19 protein-coding genes are annotated in these 22,570 nt (G+C 38.3%); 12 read left to right on the forward strand and 7 right to left on the reverse strand.

The window, feature by feature from the left end:
- Nucleotides 1-28: 28 nt before the first annotated feature.
- Nucleotides 29-1,027: an adenosine deaminase gene (locus MSG95_RS14315; protein WP_077166137.1), complete on the forward strand. Its 999-nt coding sequence runs from the start codon at nucleotides 29-31 to the stop codon at nucleotides 1,025-1,027.
- Between the two features lie 43 nt (nucleotides 1,028-1,070).
- On the opposite strand, the gene MSG95_RS14320 is transcribed toward MSG95_RS14315, so the two are convergent.
- Entirely contained in the window at nucleotides 1,071-1,628 is a 558-nt protein-coding gene (locus tag MSG95_RS14320; protein ID WP_077166138.1) for a cytochrome b, read from the reverse strand.
- 238 nt (nucleotides 1,629-1,866) lie between these two features.
- Here MSG95_RS14320 and MSG95_RS14325 point away from each other — a divergent pair, with 238 nt between their 5' ends.
- Together MSG95_RS14325 and rnhB are read left to right on the forward strand one after the other, a co-directional pair.
- On the forward strand, nucleotides 1,867-2,244 hold the full coding sequence (locus MSG95_RS14325; RefSeq protein WP_077166139.1) for a hypothetical protein: 378 nt from the start codon (nucleotides 1,867-1,869) through the stop codon (nucleotides 2,242-2,244).
- A gap of 67 nt (nucleotides 2,245-2,311) precedes the next feature.
- Nucleotides 2,312-2,878 (forward strand): ribonuclease HII, encoded by a 567-nt coding sequence (rnhB, locus tag MSG95_RS14330; protein ID WP_004702791.1) that lies wholly within the window; start codon nucleotides 2,312-2,314, stop codon nucleotides 2,876-2,878.
- A 70-nt stretch (nucleotides 2,879-2,948) separates the two neighbouring features.
- On the opposite strand, the gene csrA is transcribed toward rnhB, so the two are convergent.
- The 3 genes from csrA to alaS all read right to left on the reverse strand — a co-directional run bounded on the left by csrA (nucleotide 2,949) and on the right by alaS (nucleotide 7,431).
- Complete coding sequence (gene csrA, locus MSG95_RS14335; RefSeq protein ID WP_000906487.1) at nucleotides 2,949-3,203, reverse strand: carbon storage regulator CsrA; 255 nt, start codon at nucleotides 3,201-3,203, stop codon at nucleotides 2,949-2,951.
- Between the two features lie 245 nt (nucleotides 3,204-3,448).
- Entirely contained in the window at nucleotides 3,449-4,729 is a 1,281-nt protein-coding gene (locus MSG95_RS14340) for an aspartate kinase (protein ID WP_077166140.1), read from the reverse strand.
- 65 nt (nucleotides 4,730-4,794) lie between these two features.
- Complete coding sequence (gene alaS, locus MSG95_RS14345) at nucleotides 4,795-7,431, reverse strand: alanine--tRNA ligase (protein ID WP_049063549.1); 2,637 nt, start codon at nucleotides 7,429-7,431, stop codon at nucleotides 4,795-4,797.
- Nucleotides 7,432-7,700: 269 nt separating this feature from the next.
- On the opposite strand from alaS, the gene MSG95_RS14350 reads away from it, so the two are divergent.
- The 6 genes from MSG95_RS14350 to MSG95_RS14375 all read left to right on the forward strand — a co-directional run bounded on the left by MSG95_RS14350 (nucleotide 7,701) and on the right by MSG95_RS14375 (nucleotide 14,052).
- Complete coding sequence (locus MSG95_RS14350; protein WP_039253865.1) at nucleotides 7,701-8,720, forward strand: type I glyceraldehyde-3-phosphate dehydrogenase; 1,020 nt, start codon at nucleotides 7,701-7,703, stop codon at nucleotides 8,718-8,720.
- 172 nt (nucleotides 8,721-8,892) lie between these two features.
- Nucleotides 8,893-9,981 (forward strand): hypothetical protein, encoded by a 1,089-nt coding sequence (locus MSG95_RS14355; RefSeq protein ID WP_077166303.1) that lies wholly within the window; start codon nucleotides 8,893-8,895, stop codon nucleotides 9,979-9,981.
- A gap of 183 nt (nucleotides 9,982-10,164) precedes the next feature.
- On the forward strand, nucleotides 10,165-11,331 hold the full coding sequence (locus MSG95_RS14360) for an ATP phosphoribosyltransferase regulatory subunit (protein ID WP_019458153.1): 1,167 nt from the start codon (nucleotides 10,165-10,167) through the stop codon (nucleotides 11,329-11,331).
- 60 nt (nucleotides 11,332-11,391) lie between these two features.
- Nucleotides 11,392-12,711 carry an adenylosuccinate synthase gene (locus MSG95_RS14365; RefSeq protein ID WP_004702779.1) on the forward strand — a complete coding sequence of 440 codons (1,320 nt, stop codon included), beginning with the start codon at nucleotides 11,392-11,394 and terminating at the stop codon, nucleotides 12,709-12,711.
- Between the two features lie 126 nt (nucleotides 12,712-12,837).
- Nucleotides 12,838-13,155, forward strand: a complete 318-nt coding sequence (locus tag MSG95_RS14370; protein WP_004702777.1) for a hypothetical protein — start codon at nucleotides 12,838-12,840, stop codon at nucleotides 13,153-13,155.
- Between the two features lie 117 nt (nucleotides 13,156-13,272).
- On the forward strand, nucleotides 13,273-14,052 hold the full coding sequence (locus tag MSG95_RS14375; protein ID WP_019458152.1) for a M48 family metallopeptidase: 780 nt from the start codon (nucleotides 13,273-13,275) through the stop codon (nucleotides 14,050-14,052).
- A 55-nt stretch (nucleotides 14,053-14,107) separates the two neighbouring features.
- On the opposite strand, the gene MSG95_RS14380 is transcribed toward MSG95_RS14375, so the two are convergent.
- On the reverse strand, nucleotides 14,108-15,157 hold the full coding sequence (locus tag MSG95_RS14380) for an NADP(H)-dependent aldo-keto reductase (RefSeq protein WP_077166304.1): 1,050 nt from the start codon (nucleotides 15,155-15,157) through the stop codon (nucleotides 14,108-14,110).
- A 159-nt stretch (nucleotides 15,158-15,316) separates the two neighbouring features.
- A complete protein-coding gene (crp, locus tag MSG95_RS14385) occupies nucleotides 15,317-16,024 on the reverse strand; it encodes a cAMP-activated global transcriptional regulator CRP (protein ID WP_004702771.1) in 708 nt (235 codons plus the stop codon).
- A 439-nt stretch (nucleotides 16,025-16,463) separates the two neighbouring features.
- Between crp and MSG95_RS14390 the strand changes: the two genes are divergently transcribed.
- Together MSG95_RS14390 and MSG95_RS14395 are read left to right on the forward strand one after the other, a co-directional pair.
- Nucleotides 16,464-16,886 (forward strand): OsmC family protein, encoded by a 423-nt coding sequence (locus MSG95_RS14390; protein ID WP_039253874.1) that lies wholly within the window; start codon nucleotides 16,464-16,466, stop codon nucleotides 16,884-16,886.
- 92 nt (nucleotides 16,887-16,978) lie between these two features.
- Nucleotides 16,979-17,404 carry a GNAT family N-acetyltransferase gene (locus MSG95_RS14395; protein ID WP_077166305.1) on the forward strand — a complete coding sequence of 142 codons (426 nt, stop codon included), beginning with the start codon at nucleotides 16,979-16,981 and terminating at the stop codon, nucleotides 17,402-17,404.
- Here MSG95_RS14395 and MSG95_RS14400 read toward each other — a convergent pair.
- Entirely contained in the window at nucleotides 17,401-18,210 is an 810-nt protein-coding gene (locus MSG95_RS14400; protein WP_039253881.1) for a peptidoglycan DD-metalloendopeptidase family protein, read from the reverse strand. The genes MSG95_RS14395 and MSG95_RS14400 overlap by 4 nt on opposite strands.
- Nucleotides 18,211-18,566: 356 nt before the next feature.
- On the opposite strand from MSG95_RS14400, the gene MSG95_RS14405 reads away from it, so the two are divergent.
- Nucleotides 18,567-22,475 carry a Dyp-type peroxidase gene (locus tag MSG95_RS14405; RefSeq protein WP_151819329.1) on the forward strand — a complete coding sequence of 1,303 codons (3,909 nt, stop codon included), beginning with the start codon at nucleotides 18,567-18,569 and terminating at the stop codon, nucleotides 22,473-22,475.
- The last annotated feature ends 95 nt before the right edge of the window (nucleotides 22,476-22,570 follow it).

The following is a 22,570-nucleotide window of genomic DNA, read 5'->3' on the forward strand; positions in this document are numbered from 1 at the left end:
CCTTTTTTTCTTTAGATGTGGAGTTAATATGAATCAAGTCGAGCTGATTCAGGCCTTACCAAAAGCCGAGTTGCATGTGCATATTGAAGGGACGTTTGAACCTGAATTAATGTTTGCTATTGCACAGCGTAATCAGATTCAGATTCCTTACAAATCTGTTGAAGAAGTAAAGCAAGCTTATAACTTTCATAATCTTCAATCATTTCTAGATATTTACTATGCTGGTGCAAATGTTCTTGTTCATGAGCAAGATTTTTATGATTTAGCATGGGCATATTTTGAGAAATGTGCAGAAGATCGTGTCGTTCATACAGAAATGTTCTTTGACCCGCAAACCCATACTGACCGTGGTGTTGCCTTTGCGACAGTAATCAATGGGCTTAAACGTGCATGTGCTGATGCAAAAGCTAAATTTGGTATTAGCTCTCAGCTCATTATGTGTTTCTTGCGTCATTTAAGCGAAGAAGCTGCATTTGAAACGCTTGAGCAAGCTTTACCGTTTAAAGAAGACATTATTGCTGTAGGGCTTGATTCAAGTGAAGTAGGTCATCCACCAGCTAAATTTGAACGTGTTTTTGCTAAGGCACGTGAAGAAGGCTTCTTAATCGTGGCTCACGCAGGCGAAGAGGGCCCACCTGAATATGTGTGGGAAGCTTTGGACTTGCTTAAAGTAAACCGTATTGACCACGGCGTGCGTTCTGAAGAAGACGAACAATTAATGGCTCGCTTAATTAATGAAAAAATGCCATTAACCGTTTGCCCTTTAAGTAACTTAAAGCTATGTGTTGTTAAGGATATGAAAGATCACAATATCCGTCGTCTGTTGCAAAAAGGCGTACACGTGACTGTTAACTCGGATGATCCTTCATATTTTGGTGGATATATGAATGATAACTTCATTGCTATTCAGCAAGCCTTAGATTTAAGTAATGATGAGTTGAAGCAACTCGCAATTAACTCTTTTGAAGCTTCTTTCATTTCAGATGAAGAAAAACAAAAGTGGATTTCAGAAATCCAAAAAATCTAAATAAAAAAACCGCCTTTAATAGGCGGTTTTTTTAACATTAAATTTATTTAGGTTGTTTGGTCATGCTGTTTAAAACATTGTCTTTATCCACAAAGTGATGTTTTAAAGCTGCCAGAACATGTCCAACAATAAGCAGGCCTGCAAACCATGAAATATAAATATGTAATGGTTTAACGATAGCTAATAACTCAGGGTTGTCTTGTACTAAACGTGGAATATTAAATAAATATAAAACTGGGGCAGGGTGACCAGCACTCCAGCTAAATAAGCAACCAGTAATAGGTAACGCTACTAAAATCACATAGAGTAATAAATGTCCAATGTGAGCCAAAGTTTTCATTGTTGGTGACATGGTGTTAGGCAACTTTGGGGCTGGATGGGTGTAACGCCAGAAAAGGCGAATAACCACTAGAAAGATAATGGTTGTGGCGATGTTTTTATGTAGTGTAATGACATCACCTTTAAAACTGCCATCAGCATCATAACTTAAAAAATTTCCACTGTAGAAACCAATCACCCAAGCCGTAATGAAAATGATTGCCATAACCCAATGCAAAATCTGTGCAGTACGGGTGTAGTATTGAGAGGATGAGGCAGGCATAAAAGACCCTAATTTTTTGTCATTTTAGCGCTAGATTTTATGGTAAAGCAGTATTTTTGAGAAATGTTGTTCTCGTAACGGAGCGTACTATAAACAGAACGCTTTAGCTGAAGTGCATGATTAAATCAAACTGGAGTGTAGGAAAATTAGATTGCATAAATGCATCAATTTATTTGTTTCTTCTAAGCACGAGTTTAGGCAAAATACGCGCTGCTTACGTTCGATCAAAGGAAAAATGATGAAAAAATTGATGCTTGCTGTGGCACCAGTTGTTTTGGCTTTAACTGCATGTGCAACAACTCCTGGTACAGGTTCTGCAGAAACTACAACTCAACAGTTAGGCATGACTGCATTAAAAGTTGCTGTAAATGCAAAATGTATTACAGAAATTAATAATGTTCCTGCATGGAAAACAGCAACAAAGCTTATGACTGCTGAACAACGTGATAGTATTCAAACTAATGTTTGTGGCTGCGTAAGTGAAAAGGCACCAAACAGTGTTACGGCAGTTGATTTGGCTACTGCTGCACTTGACCCAGCTGCACGTGCAACAATAGTAACCCAAGTCGTTTCTAATACTGTAAATGCTTGTGTGGCTGAAGCTTTACAAAAGTAATTAATAATTTAAGTTTTAAAGAAGGCTGATTCATATTGATCAGCCTCTTTTTTTCATTGGAGTATACATGTTCGTTGCAGGCGTAGATGAGGCGGGGCGAGGCCCATTAGTGGGGTCAGTTGTTGCCGCTGCTGTTATTTTAGATCCGGAAAATCCGATTTTAGGACTAAACGATTCTAAAAAATTAACTGAAAAAAAACGTGAAAAGTTGTTTATTGAAATTCAGGAAAAAGCTTTAGCATGGTCAATTGCAGAAGCGACGCATGCAGAAATTGACGAGCTAAATATCCTACAAGCAACATTTCTAGCAATGAAGCGAGCAGTGGACGGCCTTAAAACACTGCCTGAAAAAGTTATTGTAGATGGCAACCAAATTCCCAAAGGAATCATTATTCCTTGTGAAGCAATTGTTGGTGGAGATGCGAGCCACGCCGAAATTAGTGCTGCCAGTATCTTGGCAAAAGTCACACGTGATCGCCAAATGGCAGAATTAGATCAACAGTATCCATTATTTGGATTTGCCAAACATAAAGGCTATCCAACAAAAGCACACTTTGAAGCGATTGCAGCTCACGGGGTGATCGATCAACACCGTCGTAGTTATGCACCGGTTAAACGTGCATTAGGTCTATAAATTTATATACTCCCAAAAAAATTTAAAGCGACTAGAAAGTCGCTTTAATTAGGGAGAGAATAACTTCATACTAACGATTGAAGTTTTTCTGTGCATAATTATCATCTTCATATGAAACTTGATAATCTTGATCAAGATGTTGAAGGTGTTCATGCATTGCACGTTCATGTTGAATACGTTGATAAATTTCTTCGCGATGAACAGAAACCTCTTTTGGCGCATTCACACCAATTCGAACCTGGTTTCCTTTGACGCCAAGCACAGTAACACTGACTTGATCCCCAATCATTAATGTTTCCCCGACACGGCGGGTAAGAATCAGCATGTTTATCTCCTTGCTAAACGCTTAAAACTGCAATATTGGTACCCAAATAAAAGCTCAACCTCAGTTTTCAGTCAGATTCTAACAGAAATATGAGAACAAAGTCATATTTTGATAATCACTGCCAAAAAACTTTCCGTTTAATATAACAGAGCCGCTATAAAAAAAACTATAGCGGCTCTGTGTTTTCTTTGATTATTGTCGGACAAGTAAACATTTTTTAATGAATTCTTGACCGTTTGGTAAAATTAAGCGCGGGCGCTGCTTTCACCATGTTCGCGATCTAAACCAAATGCGGTATGTAGGCAACGAACTGCAAGTTCAAGGTATTTCTCATCAATAATGACAGAAACTTTAATTTCAGAAGTTGAAATCATAAGGATGTTAATGCCTTCATCAGCAAGGGCAGTGAACATTTTGCTCGCTACACCTGCGTGTGAACGCATACCAACACCAACGATAGATACTTTAACGATGTCATCACGTGTTGAAACTTCACGCGCGCCAATATTTTTAGCAGTTTCGTTTAAGATTTTTTCAGCTTTCGCTAAATCAACACGGTTTACAGTGAAAGTGAAATCTGTTGTGCCATCTTCTTCAACGTTTTGCACTATCATATCGACTTCGATATTGGCATCACTTACTGGTGATAAGATTTTAGAAGCAATACCTGGTTCATCAGGCACACCTAAAATCGTTAATTTTGCTTCGTCACGGTTAAAAGCAATACCTGCAATGATTGGCTGTTCCATATTGTCTTCCGCCTCAGTCGTAATGAGTGTACCTACATTTTCTTTAAATTCGTCGTCAAAAATGCCATCGTTATCATTATCAAAGCTTGATAATACACGTAAAGGAACTTGATATTTCCCGGCAAACTCTACTGAGCGAATTTGTAAAACTTTAGAACCTAATGATGCCATTTCTAGCATTTCTTCAAAAGAAATACGGTCGATTTTTTTGGCTTTAGGAGCAACACGAGGATCAGTGGTGTAAACGCCATCTACATCGGTATAGATCTGACATTCGTCAGCTTTTAAAGCAGCAGCAAGAGCAACACCAGAAGTATCTGAACCACCTCGGCCTAGTGTTGTGGTATTTCCATTTGCATCAAAGCCTTGGAAACCAGCAACCACAATAACACGGCCTGCATCTAGGTCATTGGTCATGACATCTGTATCAATAGACTCGATACGCGCCTTGGTAAATGCACTGTCAGTTTTAATACCGACTTGACGTCCGGTATAGGATTTAGCTTCCACACCAATCGAATTAAGTGCCATAGCTAACATGGAAATCGTCACCTGTTCACCGGTTGAAACCATTTGGTCTAACTCTCGTGGGTCAGGTGTTTCGGTAATGGCTTTAGCGAGGGCAAGTAAGCGGTTTGTTTCACCACTCATTGCAGATACGACCACAACAACCTTGTGACCGTGATCATGCCAACGCTTCACACGACGAGCAACATTTAAAATGCGCTCGGGGGTACCCATAGAAGTACCGCCATATTTTTGAACGATTAATGCCATAGTTGTTCCATATAAGCCATGACCCTGAGAGGCTTTTCAGGGTCAGTTACACAAAAAGTGAAGTCTTATTTTTGTTCAAGCCAAGCAGGCAATGCTGCAATAACTTGTCCAAACTTCTCGTTAAGTGGCGCGCCACCTTGTGCTAAGTCAGGTTTACCACCACCTTTACCACCTAACTCAGTTGCTAGATGTTTGATGATGTCACCTGCTTTTAGATTTGCAGTGTATTGCGACGCGACTGATGCAAGCAGGCTGACCTTGTCACCCTCTACACCTGCTAACACAATCACTGCATTCTCTAATTTTGATTTCACACTGTCATGCAAGTTGCGAAGCGCTTTTGCATCAACACCTTGAACAGTAGTGATAAGCGTTTGACGATCAGCAATCGTTTGTACCTGATCAATCAAGTCAGCCGCTTGGAAGTTTGCCAATTTCTGGTTGAGTTGTTCAATCTGCTTTTGTAATGCAGAAACCAATTCCACATTAGCTTGAACACGCTCAACAGTTTGGTCTTTCTGTGCTTTTAGTAAGCTATTAATGTGCTGAATATCGTTGTCAGCTTTTTGTACCACTTCTAACGCTTTAGTACCAGTCACTGCTTCAATACGACGTACACCAGCAGCTACACCACCTTCAGAAGTGATTTTGAATAAACCAATATCACCTGTACGTTTTACGTGAATACCACCACAAAGTTCGATTGAGAAGTTTTTCTCATCAATGACTGAACCCATAGAAAGTACACGTACTTCATCACCATATTTTTCACCGAACAACATCATTGCGCCTTTTGCTTTCGCAGCTTCAATGTCGAGAAGTTCAGTCGTTACTGGAGTGTTGGCAATAACTTCAGCATTTACGAGACGTTCAACTTGTTGTAATTGTTCAAATGAAACAGGTTGGTCATTTGCAAAGTCAAAACGTAAGATGTCGCTTGCAACTAAAGAACCTTTTTGTTGTACATGTGAACCTAAGATTTGACGAAGGGCAGCATGTAACAAGTGAGTTGCTGAATGGTTGCGCGCAGTAGCTTCACGAATGTCTGCTTTAACAATCGCTTCTACATTTTGATTTGCTTTGAGGTTACCAACAGTCACAATACCTTGATGAACAAAAGCACCGCCAGACTTTTTGGTGTCTTGAACTTCAAAAATACCAGTTTCGTTTTTGAAGATACCCGTATCACCAATCTGACCACCACTTTCAGCATAGAAAGGAGTTTGGTTTAAAACGATTAGTGCTTCGTCACCTTCAGAAACTTCATCAACTTGTACGCCATCTTTATAGATCGCTACAATTTCACCTTGACCAGTTGTGTTGATATAACCATCAAATTGAGTTTCACCTTCAACTTTTACAATGTTGTTATAGTCAACTGCAAACTTACCAGCATCACGTGCACGTTGACGCTGTGCAGCCATTTCAACTTCAAAACCAGCTTCATCAATAATAAAGCCACGTTCACGTGCAATATCAGCCGTTAAGTCTGTTGGGAAGCCGTAAGTGTCGTAAAGTTTAAATACTGTCGCACCAGGAATAGTTTTGTCTTTTAACTGAGCAAGTTCACCTTCAAGTAGTTTTAAACCTTGCTCAAGTGTTTTAGCAAACTGTTCTTCTTCACGAATTAAAGTTGCTTCAATAACATCTTTGCGCGCTGCAAGTTCTGGGTACGCATCACCCATAACTTCAATTAAAGGTTGCAACATTTTGTAGAAGAACGTACCAGTTGCACCAAGCTTGTTACCATGACGCACAGCACGACGGATAATACGGCGAAGTACATAGCCACGGCCTTCATTGCTTGGGTTTACACCATCAGCAATCAAGAAACAGCAAGAACGTGCATGGTCTGCAACAACACGTAAAGAAGGCTGACCTTCGTCTTCAATACCAATAATGTTTGCAGCAGCTTTTAATAGGTGTTGGAACAGGTCAATGTCATAGTTTGAATTAACATGTTGCAATACAGCAGAAATACGCTCTAAGCCCATACCTGTATCTACAGATGGAGCTGGAAGAGGGTGAAGCACGCCATCAGCAGTACGGTTAAACTGCATGAAAACGTTGTTCCAGATTTCAATGAAACGGTCGCCATCTTCTTCAGCAGAACCAGGTAAACCACCCCAAATGTGGTCACCGTGGTCAAAGAAAATTTCAGAACATGGGCCACATGGACCAGTATCACCCATTGCCCAGAAGTTATCTGAAGCGTATTTTTCGCCTTTGTTATCACCAATACGGATAATACGCTCTGGCGCTAAACCAATTTCTTTATTCCAGATGTCGTAAGCTTCGTCATCGGTGTGATAAACCGTTACATATAAGCGGTCTTTCGGTAAAGCAAGCCATTGTTCGCTGGTTAAAAATTCCCAAGCAAAATTAAGTGCATCACGTTTGAAATAGTCACCAAATGAGAAGTTACCTAACATTTCAAAGAATGTATGGTGACGAGCTGTATAGCCGACGTTATCTAAATCGTTATGTTTACCGCCTGCACGTACACATTTTTGTGATGTTGTGGCACGTACATAGTCACGTTTCTCAAGACCTAAAAAACAGTCTTTAAACTGGTTCATCCCAGCATTTGTAAATAATAAAGTTGGGTCGTTGGCAGGAACAAGAGAACTCGACGCGACACGTGTATGCCCTTGCGTTTCAAAGTAGCGCAAAAATGCTTCACGAATTTCAGCAGATGTCATTAAACGAGTACTCACAACCAAGTCACTCCATATTTTCGAATTTGGCTAAAAGCATCACTACAAGTTTGTTTGTTCACAAATCTTGCATGTGATACGGGGCTTATTTTTAAAAAACGCTAAATTGTAACGGAAAAACCCCACCGAACCAACGATTTTAGAGGGAATATCTTACAAAACTGTGATTTGGCTAAAAATCTATATTCAATTAGCCTTCACGTGTTTTACTATATGCCTTCTTTCGTTTCTGGTTTTGTAGATAAGGATAGGTCATGCAACGTATCGCCATTAATGGGTTTGGCCGGATTGGACGTAATGTTTTACGTGCTTGGTTTGAAAGCCCGAAACAATTTCATTTTGAAATCGTGGCGATTAACGATATAGCAGATGTAAAAACACTAGTGCATTTATTCAAATATGATACAACCCATGGCCGTTTTAATGGCAAAGTTGACATAGCTATTGAAAATGAAAAGATTTATTTAAATATTCAATCAAACCAGCGAAATCTGAAAGTTGAAGTTCTTCAGCAAAAACAACCAGAACTTTTACCGTGGGCAAGCTTGCAAATTGATGTTGTACTCGAATGTACTGGATTGTTCCGTTCTCATGCTGATGCAACACGCCACCTAGAGGCAGGGGCGAAGCGGGTCATTATTGGGGCAGCACCTTTTGATCATGTCGATGCGGCAATTGTCTATGGTGTTAACCATGCAGATGTAAAAGCAACTGATCAAATCATATCTAGTGTGTCATGTACTACGCAGGCTTTAGTGCCATTAGTAAAAATTATTGATGATGCATTTGGTATTGAAACTGCGCTCATGACCGAAATTCATGCAGTAACAGCAGACCAGTCTGTACTTGATCACGCACATCGTGATTTACGTCGTGCTAGAGCTTCTGGGCAAAATATTATTCCCACTACGTCTAGTGCACTTGGCGCATTAAAACGTGTAATGCCGAAAATGGAAGACCGTATTGATGGTTACTCAATTCGAGTTCCTACCATTAATGTGGCTGCAATTGATTTAACGTTTATCGCACAATCACCAATTACTGTTCATCATATTAATGAATTGCTGATTAAAGCTTCTCAAACAGATTATGCAGAAATTATGGCAGTAACTGATGAACCACTAGTTTCAAGCGATTTTAATCATTCACCTTATTCACTTATTGTTGATTTAACTCAAACTATGGTTGTAGGGCATCAAGCTAAAGTATTTGCTTGGTACGATAACGAATGGGGTTATGCAAATCGATTATTAGATTTGTGCAATTCTTTTTGAATATATATTTAAATATTTTAAGGATATTAAGTTAACTTAATATCCTTTTTTTTATGGTTAATATAAATCTCTAATAGAAATAATCGAAAATAAAAATTTAGTTTTGGTGTTGTATGTAACTATTTCTGTTTGTATGATTCGCAAACATTAAAATTTTAACTATAGAGTTCATATGAAATTTAACTCAAAAAGAATAAGTGGTTTTTTAATTATCACATCTACTATTATTTTAACTGCATGTACTGGTGACGGTTCGGATCAAGATACGAATGGTCAAACTGACAGTAATTTAGAAAAAGATACCGCGATTTATCAAGTTTATTATCAATCTTCTGATATTTCTTCAGGTATTTATAGTGATTATTTTGAAATAGCTAAATATCCTATTCAAAATAATGAAATATTTTTTGCAAAGTCACATAACCAACCACTAGAAAAAGAACTTTTAACAGAACAGAAAGTTTTAAATAAGGGAACACTACAAACAAACATTGTAAAAAGGTTAACACCGAGCAGTTGGACTTATGAGCTAACACCAAGTTTAAAACAAAACTTAAATTTTGAAATTGTTAAAATAGATGGTGAAAAAATCTTTGATCGAGTATTGCCTGGCTATAAAGAAAATAAAAATCTAGAAACAGAACTTCATAATCAGCTTGATAAAAGTTTAATTGACTTCTATCGAAATTATAAAAATGTTACCTTCCCAAAAGGTAGCTATTGCTATCGTTTAAAAGAAACTCAATGGAATCAATCTTATATTTCTTATATATCTAGTTTTAATTCAAATCCTTCTTTTAGTCAGTCAAAACAGTCAATCGGCGAAAAATATAATAACTTAGGTACAGATAAAAAGTATTTTAGGCTTCTAAACTCGCAGTGGTATGGCTATAACTTAACTGTTTTAGAAAACTTGGAAACAGGGGATATTCAAAGTGCGCTGGGAAATAATAATGACCAGTCTGCTTCTATGGATTTTATATCAAGCAGTTTATGGGATGCTGATAGAAGTTTGGCCTATGAGAAGTCTCATCTGTATTCTGTCGATGATAACCCGCTTAATGAAGTACATTCATTAATTGCTTTCAGACAAAAGTTAAGAATAGCAAGTCTTGAAAAAGGTTGTTTTGCTTTTAATACCCAAGCAGCTCAAGCTATTCAAAAGCTAAATTTGGTTAATTGGAAACAAGGTGATAGTTCAGATATTGGCCCATTCTTTGGTCGAAGAACTTTTGATTATGATATAAGCAAAGCGCAGTAAGATATTGAATGTTATTATTAATTGTTTAAATCTTCTTTTTGACTTTAGAGTTTATTCAGAAAGATTTATGCAAATTGTAAGGTGCATGGCACAAAGTATCATGCTACACTAAGAGAAATCGGGTGTGTTCCCGATTTTTTTATGTGGGGTCGTTCCACGTTGATCAGATTTTAGGCTTGAAATATGACCATTTCAGAGACATGGTTGCTGCCTGACGGGGTAGCAGATGTATTGCCGGAACAGGCGCAAGTCATTGAAAAACTTCGCCGTGAAGCTATCGATTTCCTCGCAGTAAGAGGTTATCAACTGGTATATACACCATTTATCGAATACATCGAATCGTTGTCTTCATTATCAGAATTAAATCAAGACTTGGATTTAGTAACTTTTAAAGTCATTGACCAGCTTTCAGGCCGTTTACTTGGCATCCGTGCTGACATGACACCGCAAGTTGCACGTATTGATGCACATGTAAGACCCGTTGAAGGTGTTGCACGTTACTGTTATGCAGGGACTGTATTACATACAAAACCACAAAATTTCAATGCAACTCGTGCACCTTTGCAATTGGGTGCAGAGCTATATGGCCACGATAGTATTGAAGCTGACGTCGAAATGGTCGATGTTATGCTCGGGCTAATTGAGAACATTTACACTTTACAAGGCGCTCATCTAGATTTGGGCCATGTAGGTTTGTTCCGTAGTCTAGTAAAGTACGCTGGTCTGTCAAAAAATGAAGAACATGAGCTGTCTGATCTATACCAAAGAAAAGCGTTGCCAGAGTTAGCAGAATTTACTCAAAACCTAAATATGGGTTCTGATTTTTATGCGCTTGGCCGCTATTCAAGTGATTTAGATGCACTACAGGCAAATTTAAGTGCAAACATATTACAAGATGCTGAATTTAAAGCAGCATTAGACGCACTTAAAACAACACTTGACCAAATTAAAAATCGTTGGCCAGCACTGAACGTCGGAATTGACGTTGTTGAACTTCGTAGCTACCACTATCACACTGGTTTGATGTATGCAGTTTATGCACCAAACCGTGCTGCACCTTTAGCACAGGGTGGTCGCTATGACGGTATTGGTGAGCACTTTGGTCGTGCGCGTCCTGCTACTGGTTTTAGTTGTGATTTATATGCATTAGGTGCAAATCAATTCGCTGAGATTGAAACAGTAGTTGCACCTAAAGGTACAGATACAGATTTGCTTAAAGCAATTGCAAATGCACGTTCACAAGGCTTACGCGTGGTTCAATTGTTAGGTAATGATGATTTAACTTCTATTCCATATGCCACACATCAATTGGTGTTGCAAAATGGACAATGGAATATTGAAAAGATTTAAACGCCAACAGTATTTTACTGATGGTTTCCAATTTTAACAGCATGATGTAATGAGGCTATTATGGGCAAAAATGTTGTGGTACTTGGTACCCAATGGGGCGACGAAGGTAAAGGTAAAATCGTCGACCTGCTCACAGATCAAGCGGCTGCGGTAGTACGTTATCAAGGCGGACATAACGCAGGTCATACTCTTGTCGTAGGTGGTAAAAAGACTGTATTGCACCTCATTCCATCAGGCATTTTACGTGAAAACGTATTGTGCTTAATTGGTAATGGCGTGGTGCTTTCACCAGCAGCACTAATTGAAGAAATGGGAATTTTGGAAGCTGAAGGTGTTCCAGTTAAGGAACGTCTACGCATTTCTCCAAACTGTCCACTTATTTTGCCTAACCACATTGCTCTTGATCAGGCTCGTGAGAAGAAACGTGGTAACGCTAAAATTGGTACTACAGGTCGTGGTATCGGCCCTGCGTACGAAGACAAAGTAGCTCGCCGTGCAGTGCGTGTTGCTGACCTTGTTCGTGGTGGTGCAGCGCTAGAAGAGAAACTTCAAGAAATGCTTGAGTTACATAACTTCCAGTTAACTCAGTTCTACGGTGTAGAAGCTGTTAAATTTGAAGATGTATTGGCTCTTTGCAACCAATGGCGTGAAGTTCTTGCTCCATTAGTTATTGACGTGACTAAAGTATTGCATGACTACCGTAAAGAAGGTAAAGCTGTGATGTTTGAAGGAGCTCAAGGCTCACTTCTAGACATCGACCACGGTACTTACCCGTATGTGACTAGCTCAAATACAACGGCTGGTGGTGTAAGCTCGGGTTCTGGTATGGGTCCTTTACATCTTGATTATGTATTAGGTATTACTAAAGCTTATACAACACGTGTAGGTGCTGGACCATTCCCAACTGAATTGGTTTACGATGCTGCAACTGACTCTGGTGATGCAATTGGTAAACACCTCGGTACTGTAGGTCATGAATTTGGTGCTTCTACTGGTCGTCAACGTCGTTGTGGTTGGTTTGATGCCGAAATCCTACGTCGTTCTGTAGACGTTAACTCACTTTCAGGTATTTGCTTAACTAAACTTGACGTTTTAGATGGTTTAGAAGAAGTAAAAATCTGTGTAGGTTATGAAAATACTGATTCAGGTTGCGTAGGCTCTTCTGATGCGGTTTCTTTTGAATGCTTGAAACCAATTTATGAAACTATGCCAGGTTGGAGTGAGTCAACTGTTGGTTTAACTAGCATTGACCAATTACCTGCAAATGCTTTGGCTTATGTGAAACGTATTGAACAATTAATCGAATGTCCGATTGATATCGTTTCAACTGGTCCAGACCGCGCAGAAACAATTGTTTTACGTCATCCGTTCTCTGCTTAATTTGCAAAGATGATAAAAGCCTCCTGAAAAGGGGGCTTTTTTTATATCCGACTAAAGTGCAGTTTCTGTTTTGTCTAATTCAGATTACAACATAGACATAGGTTATATCATGGATGATGAACTCAAATGAAATTACAGCCAGCTATTTCAAAAACGATGTTTTATTCTTTTTTGTTTGCTATTGGTGGTTCGCCTACATTAGCAATGTTAGTCATCTATGGGCAAAATTATAATCAAGATTTCTTTATGACTGCCTTTATGAGCTTGTCCGTATTGTTCGCATGTGTGCTCATTCCTGTCGTACTCATACAAAATAGTTATTTGCTGTGGAAAAGGAAAAGTCCTACTCTTGAGGAAAAAGTTAAGACCTTAAGTCATGTATATTTGGGCTTAAACATAATTTGTTTAATTTTCTGGATTTATTTGATGACTTTATCGACGTGATCTTTACATAAATACTATGATCGTGAAGAAATGAGACATTCAAAGCTTGTGTGCTATTTCTTATAATTAGTGCAAAAGAATAAACAGTTTTTTTAACGATTTAGGTGATCCATGTTGATGAATAAAAAACTCTTTTTAAGTTTATGTGCTGCGAGTGTGGTAACAATCTCTGGTTGTGCAACAGTAGCAGACATGGCTGGTGCAGATACTGCAACACTAAATGCGCAATCTGCACAAGGTTTTAATCAAATGGTGCAGGAAGCGCGTGGTAAAGGGACTTTAGATACAAGTTCAAGTACCTATAGCCGTATTAATGCTGTTTTTAACCGTTTGAGACCTTATGCGAACCAAATGAACCAAACAGGTCAGCCATTTAGTTGGCAGTTGGCTGTACTGAAATCAGATACGGTTAACGCTTACGTTGCACCAGGTGGCAAGGTGGTGTTCTATACAGGCATTGTCAATAAATTGAACCTGACCGATGCCGAAATTGCAGCTGTTATGGGCCATGAAATGACGCATGCTTTAGAAGAACATGCGAAAAGTAAAATTGGTGCTCAAGCTCTCACTGATTTAGCTTTAGGCATTGGATTAAGCTATGCGGGTAATAATGTGGGGCAGCTTGGTACTGCTGCTGCTCAGTTAGGCTCGCAAGTGGGTGTAGGCTTACCATATTCACGTAGTTTAGAAAGCCGTGCTGACCAAGGTGGCTTAATGTTAATGGCCCGTGCTGGGTATAATCCAAATGCAGCTATTACATTATGGGAAAAAATGAACAAGCTTGAAGGTGCTGGTGGTTCATCATTCTTATCGACTCACCCATCTAACTCACAGCGTATTAATGATATGCGTAAAAACTTACCTGCTGCATTAGCGATTTACAATGGTCGTAAGTAAGTTTTAAAACTTTCAGTTCATATAAAAACGGATGCTTAAGCATCCGTTTTTTATTTTAAGGAGCGGGGTTTGGCTGTTGTATATGAATAGCTTCAATACCTTGTAAAATTTCTGGTGAAAGATCAATTTCAAAAGCCTGAATATTTTCTTTGAGCTGATCTAGGTTGGTTGCTCCAATAATTGTACTTGTCACAAAGAACTGCTGCTTAATAAACGCTAGAGCCAATTGAGTCAGGCTTAAACCATGCTTTTCAGAGAGTTGTGCATATTGTTCAGTTGCCCATTCACTTTGTGCATTGCTATAACGACTGAAACGTGGAAATAGAGTAACGCGAGCATTCGCAGGTCGTGCACCATTTCTAAACTTACCAGTTAAATAACCAAAAGCCAGAGGAGAGTAAGCAAGTAATCCTACACCTTCATATTTAGCAATCTCAGACATACCTATTTCATAAGTACGATTAAGCAGGCTATATGGATTTTGTACACTTACAAATTTACTTATTCCTAAATTTTCAGCGAGCTGTAAAAACTTCATGGTGCCCCAAGGTGTTTCGTTAGACAAACCGATATAACGGATACGTCCACGATTAATTTCTTTTTGAAGGGCAAGTAAAGTTTCTTCTAAGGGTGTCGTGTCATAATCATTTTGTGCTTGTTGATTGCCATAAGCGAGCGTTCCAAAGAAGTTGGTATGACGTTCTGGCCAGTGCAGTTGATAAAGATCAATATAATCAGTTTGTAGTCGTTTGAGTGAGCCATCAAGAGCTTGTGAGATATGGTCACTATTGAACTTGGTATGGCCTTCTCGAATATGAGTTCCACCAAAGCCGGGACCTGCAATTTTTGAAGCAAGGAATACTTTGTCGCGTTGACCATGCTGTGCAAACCAATGACCTAATATAGTTTCAGTAGCGCCATATGTTTCTGGTTTGGGTGGTACAGAATACATCTCTGCTGTATCCCAAAAATAAAGACCGTGCTCTAAAGCATAATTGAGTTGTTCGAAAGCCTCTTGCTGAGTGTTTTGCTCACCAAATGTCATGGTACCTAAGCAAATTTCTGGAAGGTTAATGCCAGTGTGTCCAAGCGAGTTAAATTGCATATATCGAAATCCTTGAGAAATTTGAGTTAGCCTAATCGCAAATATGTATTCAACTTAAATCATAAAATTAGAATAGTTTGTAAGTTTTGTGTATTAACTCATTGTTGCATATAAAAAAAGCAAACCGAAGTTTGCTTTTTATTAAATCATTGTAATTACTTATTCTTCATCATCATAGTCTTCATCAGTGACTGAATTCTCTTCTAATGAAGCATCAAAAATGAGAATGGCTTTACCATCAGTTTGGATCATGCCTTGATCTTCTAAAGTCTTCAATACACGACCAACCATCTCGCGTGAACATCCAACAATACGTCCAATTTCTTGGCGAGTGATACGAATCTGACGACCATTCGGCAAGATCATTGCTTCTGGCTGTGAAGATAAGTCGATTAAGCAACGAGCAATACGACCAGATACGTCAATGAACGCAAGGTCAGTCATTTTGCGAGTTGTATTTTTTAAGCGACGAACAAGTTGCGCAAAAACGGCATAGCTAAGATCTGGATACTGCTTGCTCAGTTCGTGGAAGTTGTCATATGAAATTTCTGCAATTTCACAAACATCACGAGTACGGACTTCAGCTGTACGTTGAGGGTTCGGTTCGAAAAGCCCCATTTCCCCAAAGAAGTCACCAGGATTCAAATATGCCACAACAATTTCACGTTCGTCATCTTCACGCAAAATAATTGAAACTGAGCCTTTTAAAATTAAATATAAAGATTTTGACTCTGTTCCGGCATCAACAATTGTGGTTCGTTTTGGATATCTGTTGATGTGAGCACGCTTTAACAATGCTTTAACGGATTCAGGTAGTTGCCCCGGAGATAAAGCATCTGTGCTGAGTTGTGAAAAATTTGAAGTCATGCTTGATATGTTCCGAATAGGGTAAACAATTCACACAGGCTCGAGATGAGCTATTACACAGAAGAGATGAAATTCCTTATCAACTCATTTTATGTTAGTGTACAAAACAAGGGCCTGTTGACATTTCACAGATGGTTGCGACATAAGACGATTTTTCTAGACGTTACGAAGCAAGAACTATGGAATTTAGTCATTCTAAATAAATAGAGCTTAACAACGAAACGCACAAAAAATCTGGTCTTGCGCTGCTTCTAAGATGCTTAAATCACACCTCAGATTTTGGCTGAAATTTAATAAATTTTATTACAAAACTGGACAAAGGATTGCCCTTGTCTGTGTTTTGCGTTTTTATTTGAATTAATTTTTAGCTATTACGCAATCCATAGATGAAATGTCAACAGACCCTGCTTAAATTTATAATTTTTTTTGGGTAGTTGCAATGCAAACAAGTGTACATTGGCTAGAGAATGTTGCTTTTGAAGCGAAATCGGATAGTGGACATAGTGTCATCATGGATGGCTCACCTGAGTATGGTGGTGAAAACCGTGGACCACGTCCTATGGAATTGCTATTAATGGGACTTGGTGGGTGTGCTTCGTTTGATATTGTGACGATTTTAAAGAAATCTCGTCAAGATGTGACGAATGTCGTATGTCAGCTTAAAGCTGAGCGTGCCGATGCAATTCCAGCGGTTTTCACAAAAATTCATTTGCACTTTGTGGTAACAGGTAAAGCTGTTAAAGAAAAACAGGTTGCAAAAGCAGTAGAGCTATCAGCTGAAAAATATTGTTCAGCGAGTAAAATGCTTTCTGATGGTGGTGTAGAAATTACTCACGATTTTGAGATTATTGAAGCTGCATAATTTCATATGAATGCCTGAAAAAGAAAAGCTAACAGTGATGTTGGCTTTTTTTGTGATAAGAATAATTCAAAAAATATTAAGGAGAATGTTGGGTGAATATTCGTTTAGCACAGTCGCAAGATACCGAGGCCATATGTCACTTGCTGGAGCAAATAGGATACTCGCAGCCTTTAGGATTGGTTCAGGAACAATTTCAAAAGTTAAATGAAGATCCCAATGCAATTACATTGGTCGCAGCCGATGATTCGCATGTGTATGGAGTTTTGTCCCTCTATTTTATTCCGCAAATCGCCTTAAAAGGAGATTTTGCCAAAATCTGTTATTTATGCGTTGATCAGAATATACGTCGTAAAGGAGTGGGGCATTTGCTTATGCAAGAAGCAGAGCGTCTAGCTAAGCAGCGTGGTTGTGATCGAATGGAATTGCATTCAGGAATACAAAGACCTTTGGCACATCAATTTTATCTAAAAGAAGGTTATGTTGAAGCACCAAAGTATTTTCGTAAGGCTTTAAATTAACGAGGTGTATTTAGAAAAAGCTGCGGATCTACCCGAGCATTATTAAGACTCATGCCCCAATGTAAATGAGGGCCTGTCACGCGTCCTGTTTTGCCCACTAAACCTAATGTTTCTCCTTGGCGGATATGTTGGCCTTTCTCTACTTTGATTGAGCTTAAATGGCAAAACATGCTGACTAGGCCTTGGCCGTGATCAATTAATACAGTTTGGCCATTAAAGAAATAGTTTCCTGTCTGAACGACCACGCCATCTGCTGGTGCAATTACTTTTTGACCTACAGGAGCTGGAATATCAAGACCTGAGTGAGGTGCACGTTCTTCACCATTAAAAAAGCGTTTTCTTCCAAAAGAATTTGTAAATTTCCCTGAAGTGGGACGTATAAATTTGGGTAAACTTTGCCATGAACTTGATGTGAAAGAGTTATAAACTTCATTTTGTTCTTTCGCTTCTTGAGCATAACGATCTAACTGACTTTGGTTGGGGTTCACATAGTCTTGGTTAGTGACTTTAATCCGTTGCTCAGCATAAGGATAAGACTTAACTTCTATTGGAATAGGCACTTTATTGGTATTGAGCTGAATACTGCCAAGTGGTGTGGACAACGGAATACCAACGACAGCATAACGTTGGTGGCCTTCTTGACTAATTAAAACTGGTTTCTGTTGAAAAGTGACCTGAGTAATATCGGCAGTTAATGGAACGACTGCAATTCCACCGGGTCTTCTTGAGTCTTGGGGAAGCTCGGCAAAGCAGTAAAAAGGTATTGATGTAAAAAGCAAAGTAGAAATAAGTTTTTTTATCAGCATAGCGACAATAATTTTCTAAAACAATGCTAGAAATTATATCAGTAAGCTTTACTTAAAAGTTGTTTTAATTTTTTTAATGATTTTATTTTAATTTTATTTTAATTTTATTTATTATTTTATATTAATAATTGATGGCTTGTTTTATGTGATTGGCTTTATTTTTTGTGACTTTTTCTGCTTTATATTTTAAATTCTCTAAACTTAAATTTTTATTGGGAATGTTTATTAATTCTTACTATTTTTGTTTGATTTTAAATATCTTGTTATTTGAAATTTTATTATGAATAATGCTTTTGTAATTAAATTTATAATCATACTTTTAATTATTATATAAAAATTTTAAAGGAACTAATATAATGTTAAATATATCTTATGAAGATCGTTTTACTGAAATATGGAAATATATGCAACGTGGGTTGGTTTATCCTTCACCACATGCCATTTTTAGTACAGTTTGGCTAAATAAAGAAATTACGCGGGAAAAAATACGACAATTAATGATAGCTGTGCGTCAAGAGGTTAATAAGAATCCAGCACTTTCTAGTAAAAATACAACTTTGGCAATTGGTGTATCTTTTGACAATTGGGATCTGATTTGTGAAAAAGATAAGTTGTCACGACCAAAGGGAATGCAATTACATTATCCAGTAGAAAAGAACCCAAATGTCTCAGAAGTTTTCTCTGATTCGAATGGGAGTTTTAAAAATTCGGATGGTGACATTTGGTTGCATGTAAAAAGTGATGATGCCGATGCGTGTACAGTATTACAGACATATATTGAGCATTTTTTAGCTTCAGATATTAAAGAAATATTTAGTCAAGTTACTGCTTCACAATCTAAAACAGGTCGCAATGGTAAGGTTTTAGGGTGTCGTTTTTCTGAAAATTTAAATAATCCATCTGATCCAATTTCACTGGCAAAACATACGTTAATTGGTGCAGAAGATATTGATCATTTTGGTGGCTCATACGTTTTATCTCAAAGGTTTTTAATTAATTGGGATCAAATCAACATGATGTCAGAAGATCAAATTGAAGATTTGATTGGACGTAAAACTGACGACACAATTATTCCAGACCGTGATAGCCGTTCGCACATTAAAGCTTCTCGTGTACAAGATGAAAATGGAAATACCACGCCTATTCTGCGTCTAGGTTTACCGTTTGGCCGTGCTGAATCAAATTCAAGTTTTAGAGTGCCAAAATCGGTAACTAAAGCCGATGAAGCAGGAATTTATTTTGCTGGATTTGCAAAAACTGCTGCCATTTTAGAAGAAGTTATGGCAAGTCAGATTGGGGCAATAGAAGGCTTTATGAATGACCGTCTATTCAATAGCCTTCATTCAGACTTGGGAGGAATATTTTATATTCCAAGTTTAATAGATTTAGCATTAGATGATGCACCAGAATACTTATATGATTTTAGTCGATTAGATAAAGATAACTGGAATTTTTTCCCAGGTATGGATTGGAATCGATTTGATCGCCATTATACGAACAGCTCAGATAATGGTTTGATGTACTACAATCATAGTAATTATCTTTTTAATATGGCAACTGGGCTAAATCCCCATAGTGAATTTTTTAAACCACCTTCTAATCGTATTTTAAGTTTACTTGAAAATACATTTTCTTTATGGCAAGACAACTGGTATTTCAACCGGAAACAAGAAGAAATTGAACAAGGGGTAGATTATTATATTGATGAGTTTGACATCAGTGATAAACCTGAAAATATTATGGGTTTATCTATTATGCTGCGCAAAGGTTGGGCCATTCGATTAAGTTTACAGTTATTCTCATCAGAAAACTATGGTTTCCGCGGACGGAAAATTTTATTAAAAAATGGTGAAATGATTCCATATTCAACTGGGCGTGAATGTGAAGGTAAAGTCATTTATGGATCGGACACTTATCGCATTATGCCTGATGAAATTATTGTAGGAGCTATGCCAAATCTGACCTTGGGTGAAGGTCGTTATGTCATGAAGTATTTGTCTGAAGAAGAACGTCTTCAGGGCTTTTTGCGTAACTTAAGTGAAGCATCGGGTGTTGGGCATGTTATTCCAAATTATAAAAAGGCACTAGATTTAGGTTTAGCTGGTCTACAACAAGAAATTGTGAAACATGCAAGCAATGCGCAGACTCCAGAGAAAAAAGACTTCTATGAAGCTTCGAGATTAGCATTAGTTGGTATTTCTGAATATTTCTTAAATTACTCAAAGCTCGCATTTAAAGTCGCAGACCAGATGCAAAAAGGACAAGAGTTCGAAAGAGATAATTTAATTGCGATTGGTCATCGAATGGAAAAGTTATCGAAAGATAAACCGGACACATTTCTTGAAGCAGTTCAATTTATTTTCACATTGCATAGTTGTTTGCATTTAAATGGTGAGCCAACAGCATTTGGACGTATGGATCAGCTGTTGCAACCTTTCCTTGACAAAGATGCGATTCCGCCTGAAGAAGCACAGGAAATTATCGATGCCTTCTATATCAAGCTAGACGAAAAAGTACAACAGAACCGTATGTTTATGGAAGACCATCAACCTTTTGGTAATCTTGCGATGGGTGGTAGCTCAGGTCCTTATCCTCAAGGTGCATCTTTGGGACAATGGATTCAACAGATTACAGTTGGTGGTACAGTCGCTGATGGTGAAGAAAACTTTTCTAAAACCAAACCTGCTTACAATGATGTGACAAAATTATTCATTCGTGCGTCAGGTCGTTTACCGTTAAATGCACCGTGTTTGTCTTTACGCACACGCAAAGATATTCCTGAAGATATTTTAGAAGAAGCTGCACATGCAATTTTATCTGGTGGTGCTCACCCGATTTTATTAAATGATGAAAAGCTTATTCCTAGTCTTCACCAAAGTGGAGATGGTGTAGGGGGAGATGTACTCTCTAATTTGCCAATTTGGAATTCTAAGGTCGATATTCTTTCAGCCCAAAATTATGCTTGTGATGGTTGTTATGAACCTCAGTTCCCTGGTGAAAACTGGTTTTCATTAGGTGGTTTCTCGACATTACAGCCTTTGGAATGTGCATTAAATCAGGGTAGAACAATTTCAAGTGCTGGGCAAAGCTACCTGTTTGGGCAAACTGTTTCACTAAATACGAAACCTGCCGATCAGATAGATAGTTTTGACGAACTATTAGATCTATATAAGCAACATTTTGAATTGCTCAATCGCAAGGCATTTAATGGGCAAATTCTGGGTTATGGTGCCAATACAGATATTTGTCCATCTCCAATTCTAAATGTTTTGATGGATGACTGTTTGGCTAAAGGTCAGGATTTTTATAGTGGTGGTGCTAAATATAATATTTATGGACCGTGTTATATCTCGCTCAGTAATACCATTAATTCACTATATGCGATTAAGGCTATGGTTTTTGATCCATTAACTGCGGTAACTACATTACCTGAACTCTTAGAGTGCTTGTGTTGTGACTGGGGTTATAAAATGACTGAGCCATTTATTAGTAATTTAGCTGGGCATGCTCGTATTGCTGCACAAGCTGATCGCTATAAGCGTTTACGAGAGATTGCTTTGGCACAACCGCGTTATGGACGAGGAAACTCTGAAGTCGATAAATTAGGCGATCAGATTGTTCAAATGATTGCTGAAATTTCAGTCGAAACATTTAGAAAACCATGGCCACAATTTGCGCAAAGTCTTAAAGGCTTAGCTGAACGTTATGGTTCAGAAGAGCATCCTTTTGGTATTCAGATTCAACCCGGTGTGGGAACTTTTGAAAATCATGTGGAGATGGGCGCATGGAATGGGGCGAGCGCTGATGGTCGTCGTTTAGGTACAACAGTAGCATCAGATTTAAGTCCATCGCCAAGTCCAGCTGATTTGGCTGTTGATCATCAAATCGCTGAATTCAGTCGGGCTTTGCAAGGTTTTGATGGTACGGGTACAAATCTAATGGCAGATGGTGCACCTACAGACTTTAATATTCGTGAAGACTTTGGCGTTAAAGATTTGATCAAGATATTGAAACAATTCAGCCAAGGTGGGTCATCTAATATTTTAACGATCACGGTCGCTAACCCAGAAACATTTACTCAAGCGGTAACATCACCTGAGCAATATAATTTATTAAGAGTACGTACTGGTGGTTGGTCAAACTTCTTTACGTCGGTATTTCCTATCATTCAGGAACAGCATCAGCGTCGTCCAATCTCTACGCCAGATATTCCAAAAGAAAAAACAGAGCAAGCTAAGTGTCCGTTCCATCAATGGCATAACTGATTAGCTATCTGATGAGGCAGTCTCTCAAGTGAGGGACTGCCTTTAATCTTTTTAAATTTAAATACGATAATTAATAAAGATATTATGGCTTTAAA

This window comes from Acinetobacter sp. IK23, assembly GCF_035615275.1.
Taxonomy (GTDB): Bacteria; Pseudomonadota; Gammaproteobacteria; order Pseudomonadales; family Moraxellaceae; genus Acinetobacter; species Acinetobacter seifertii.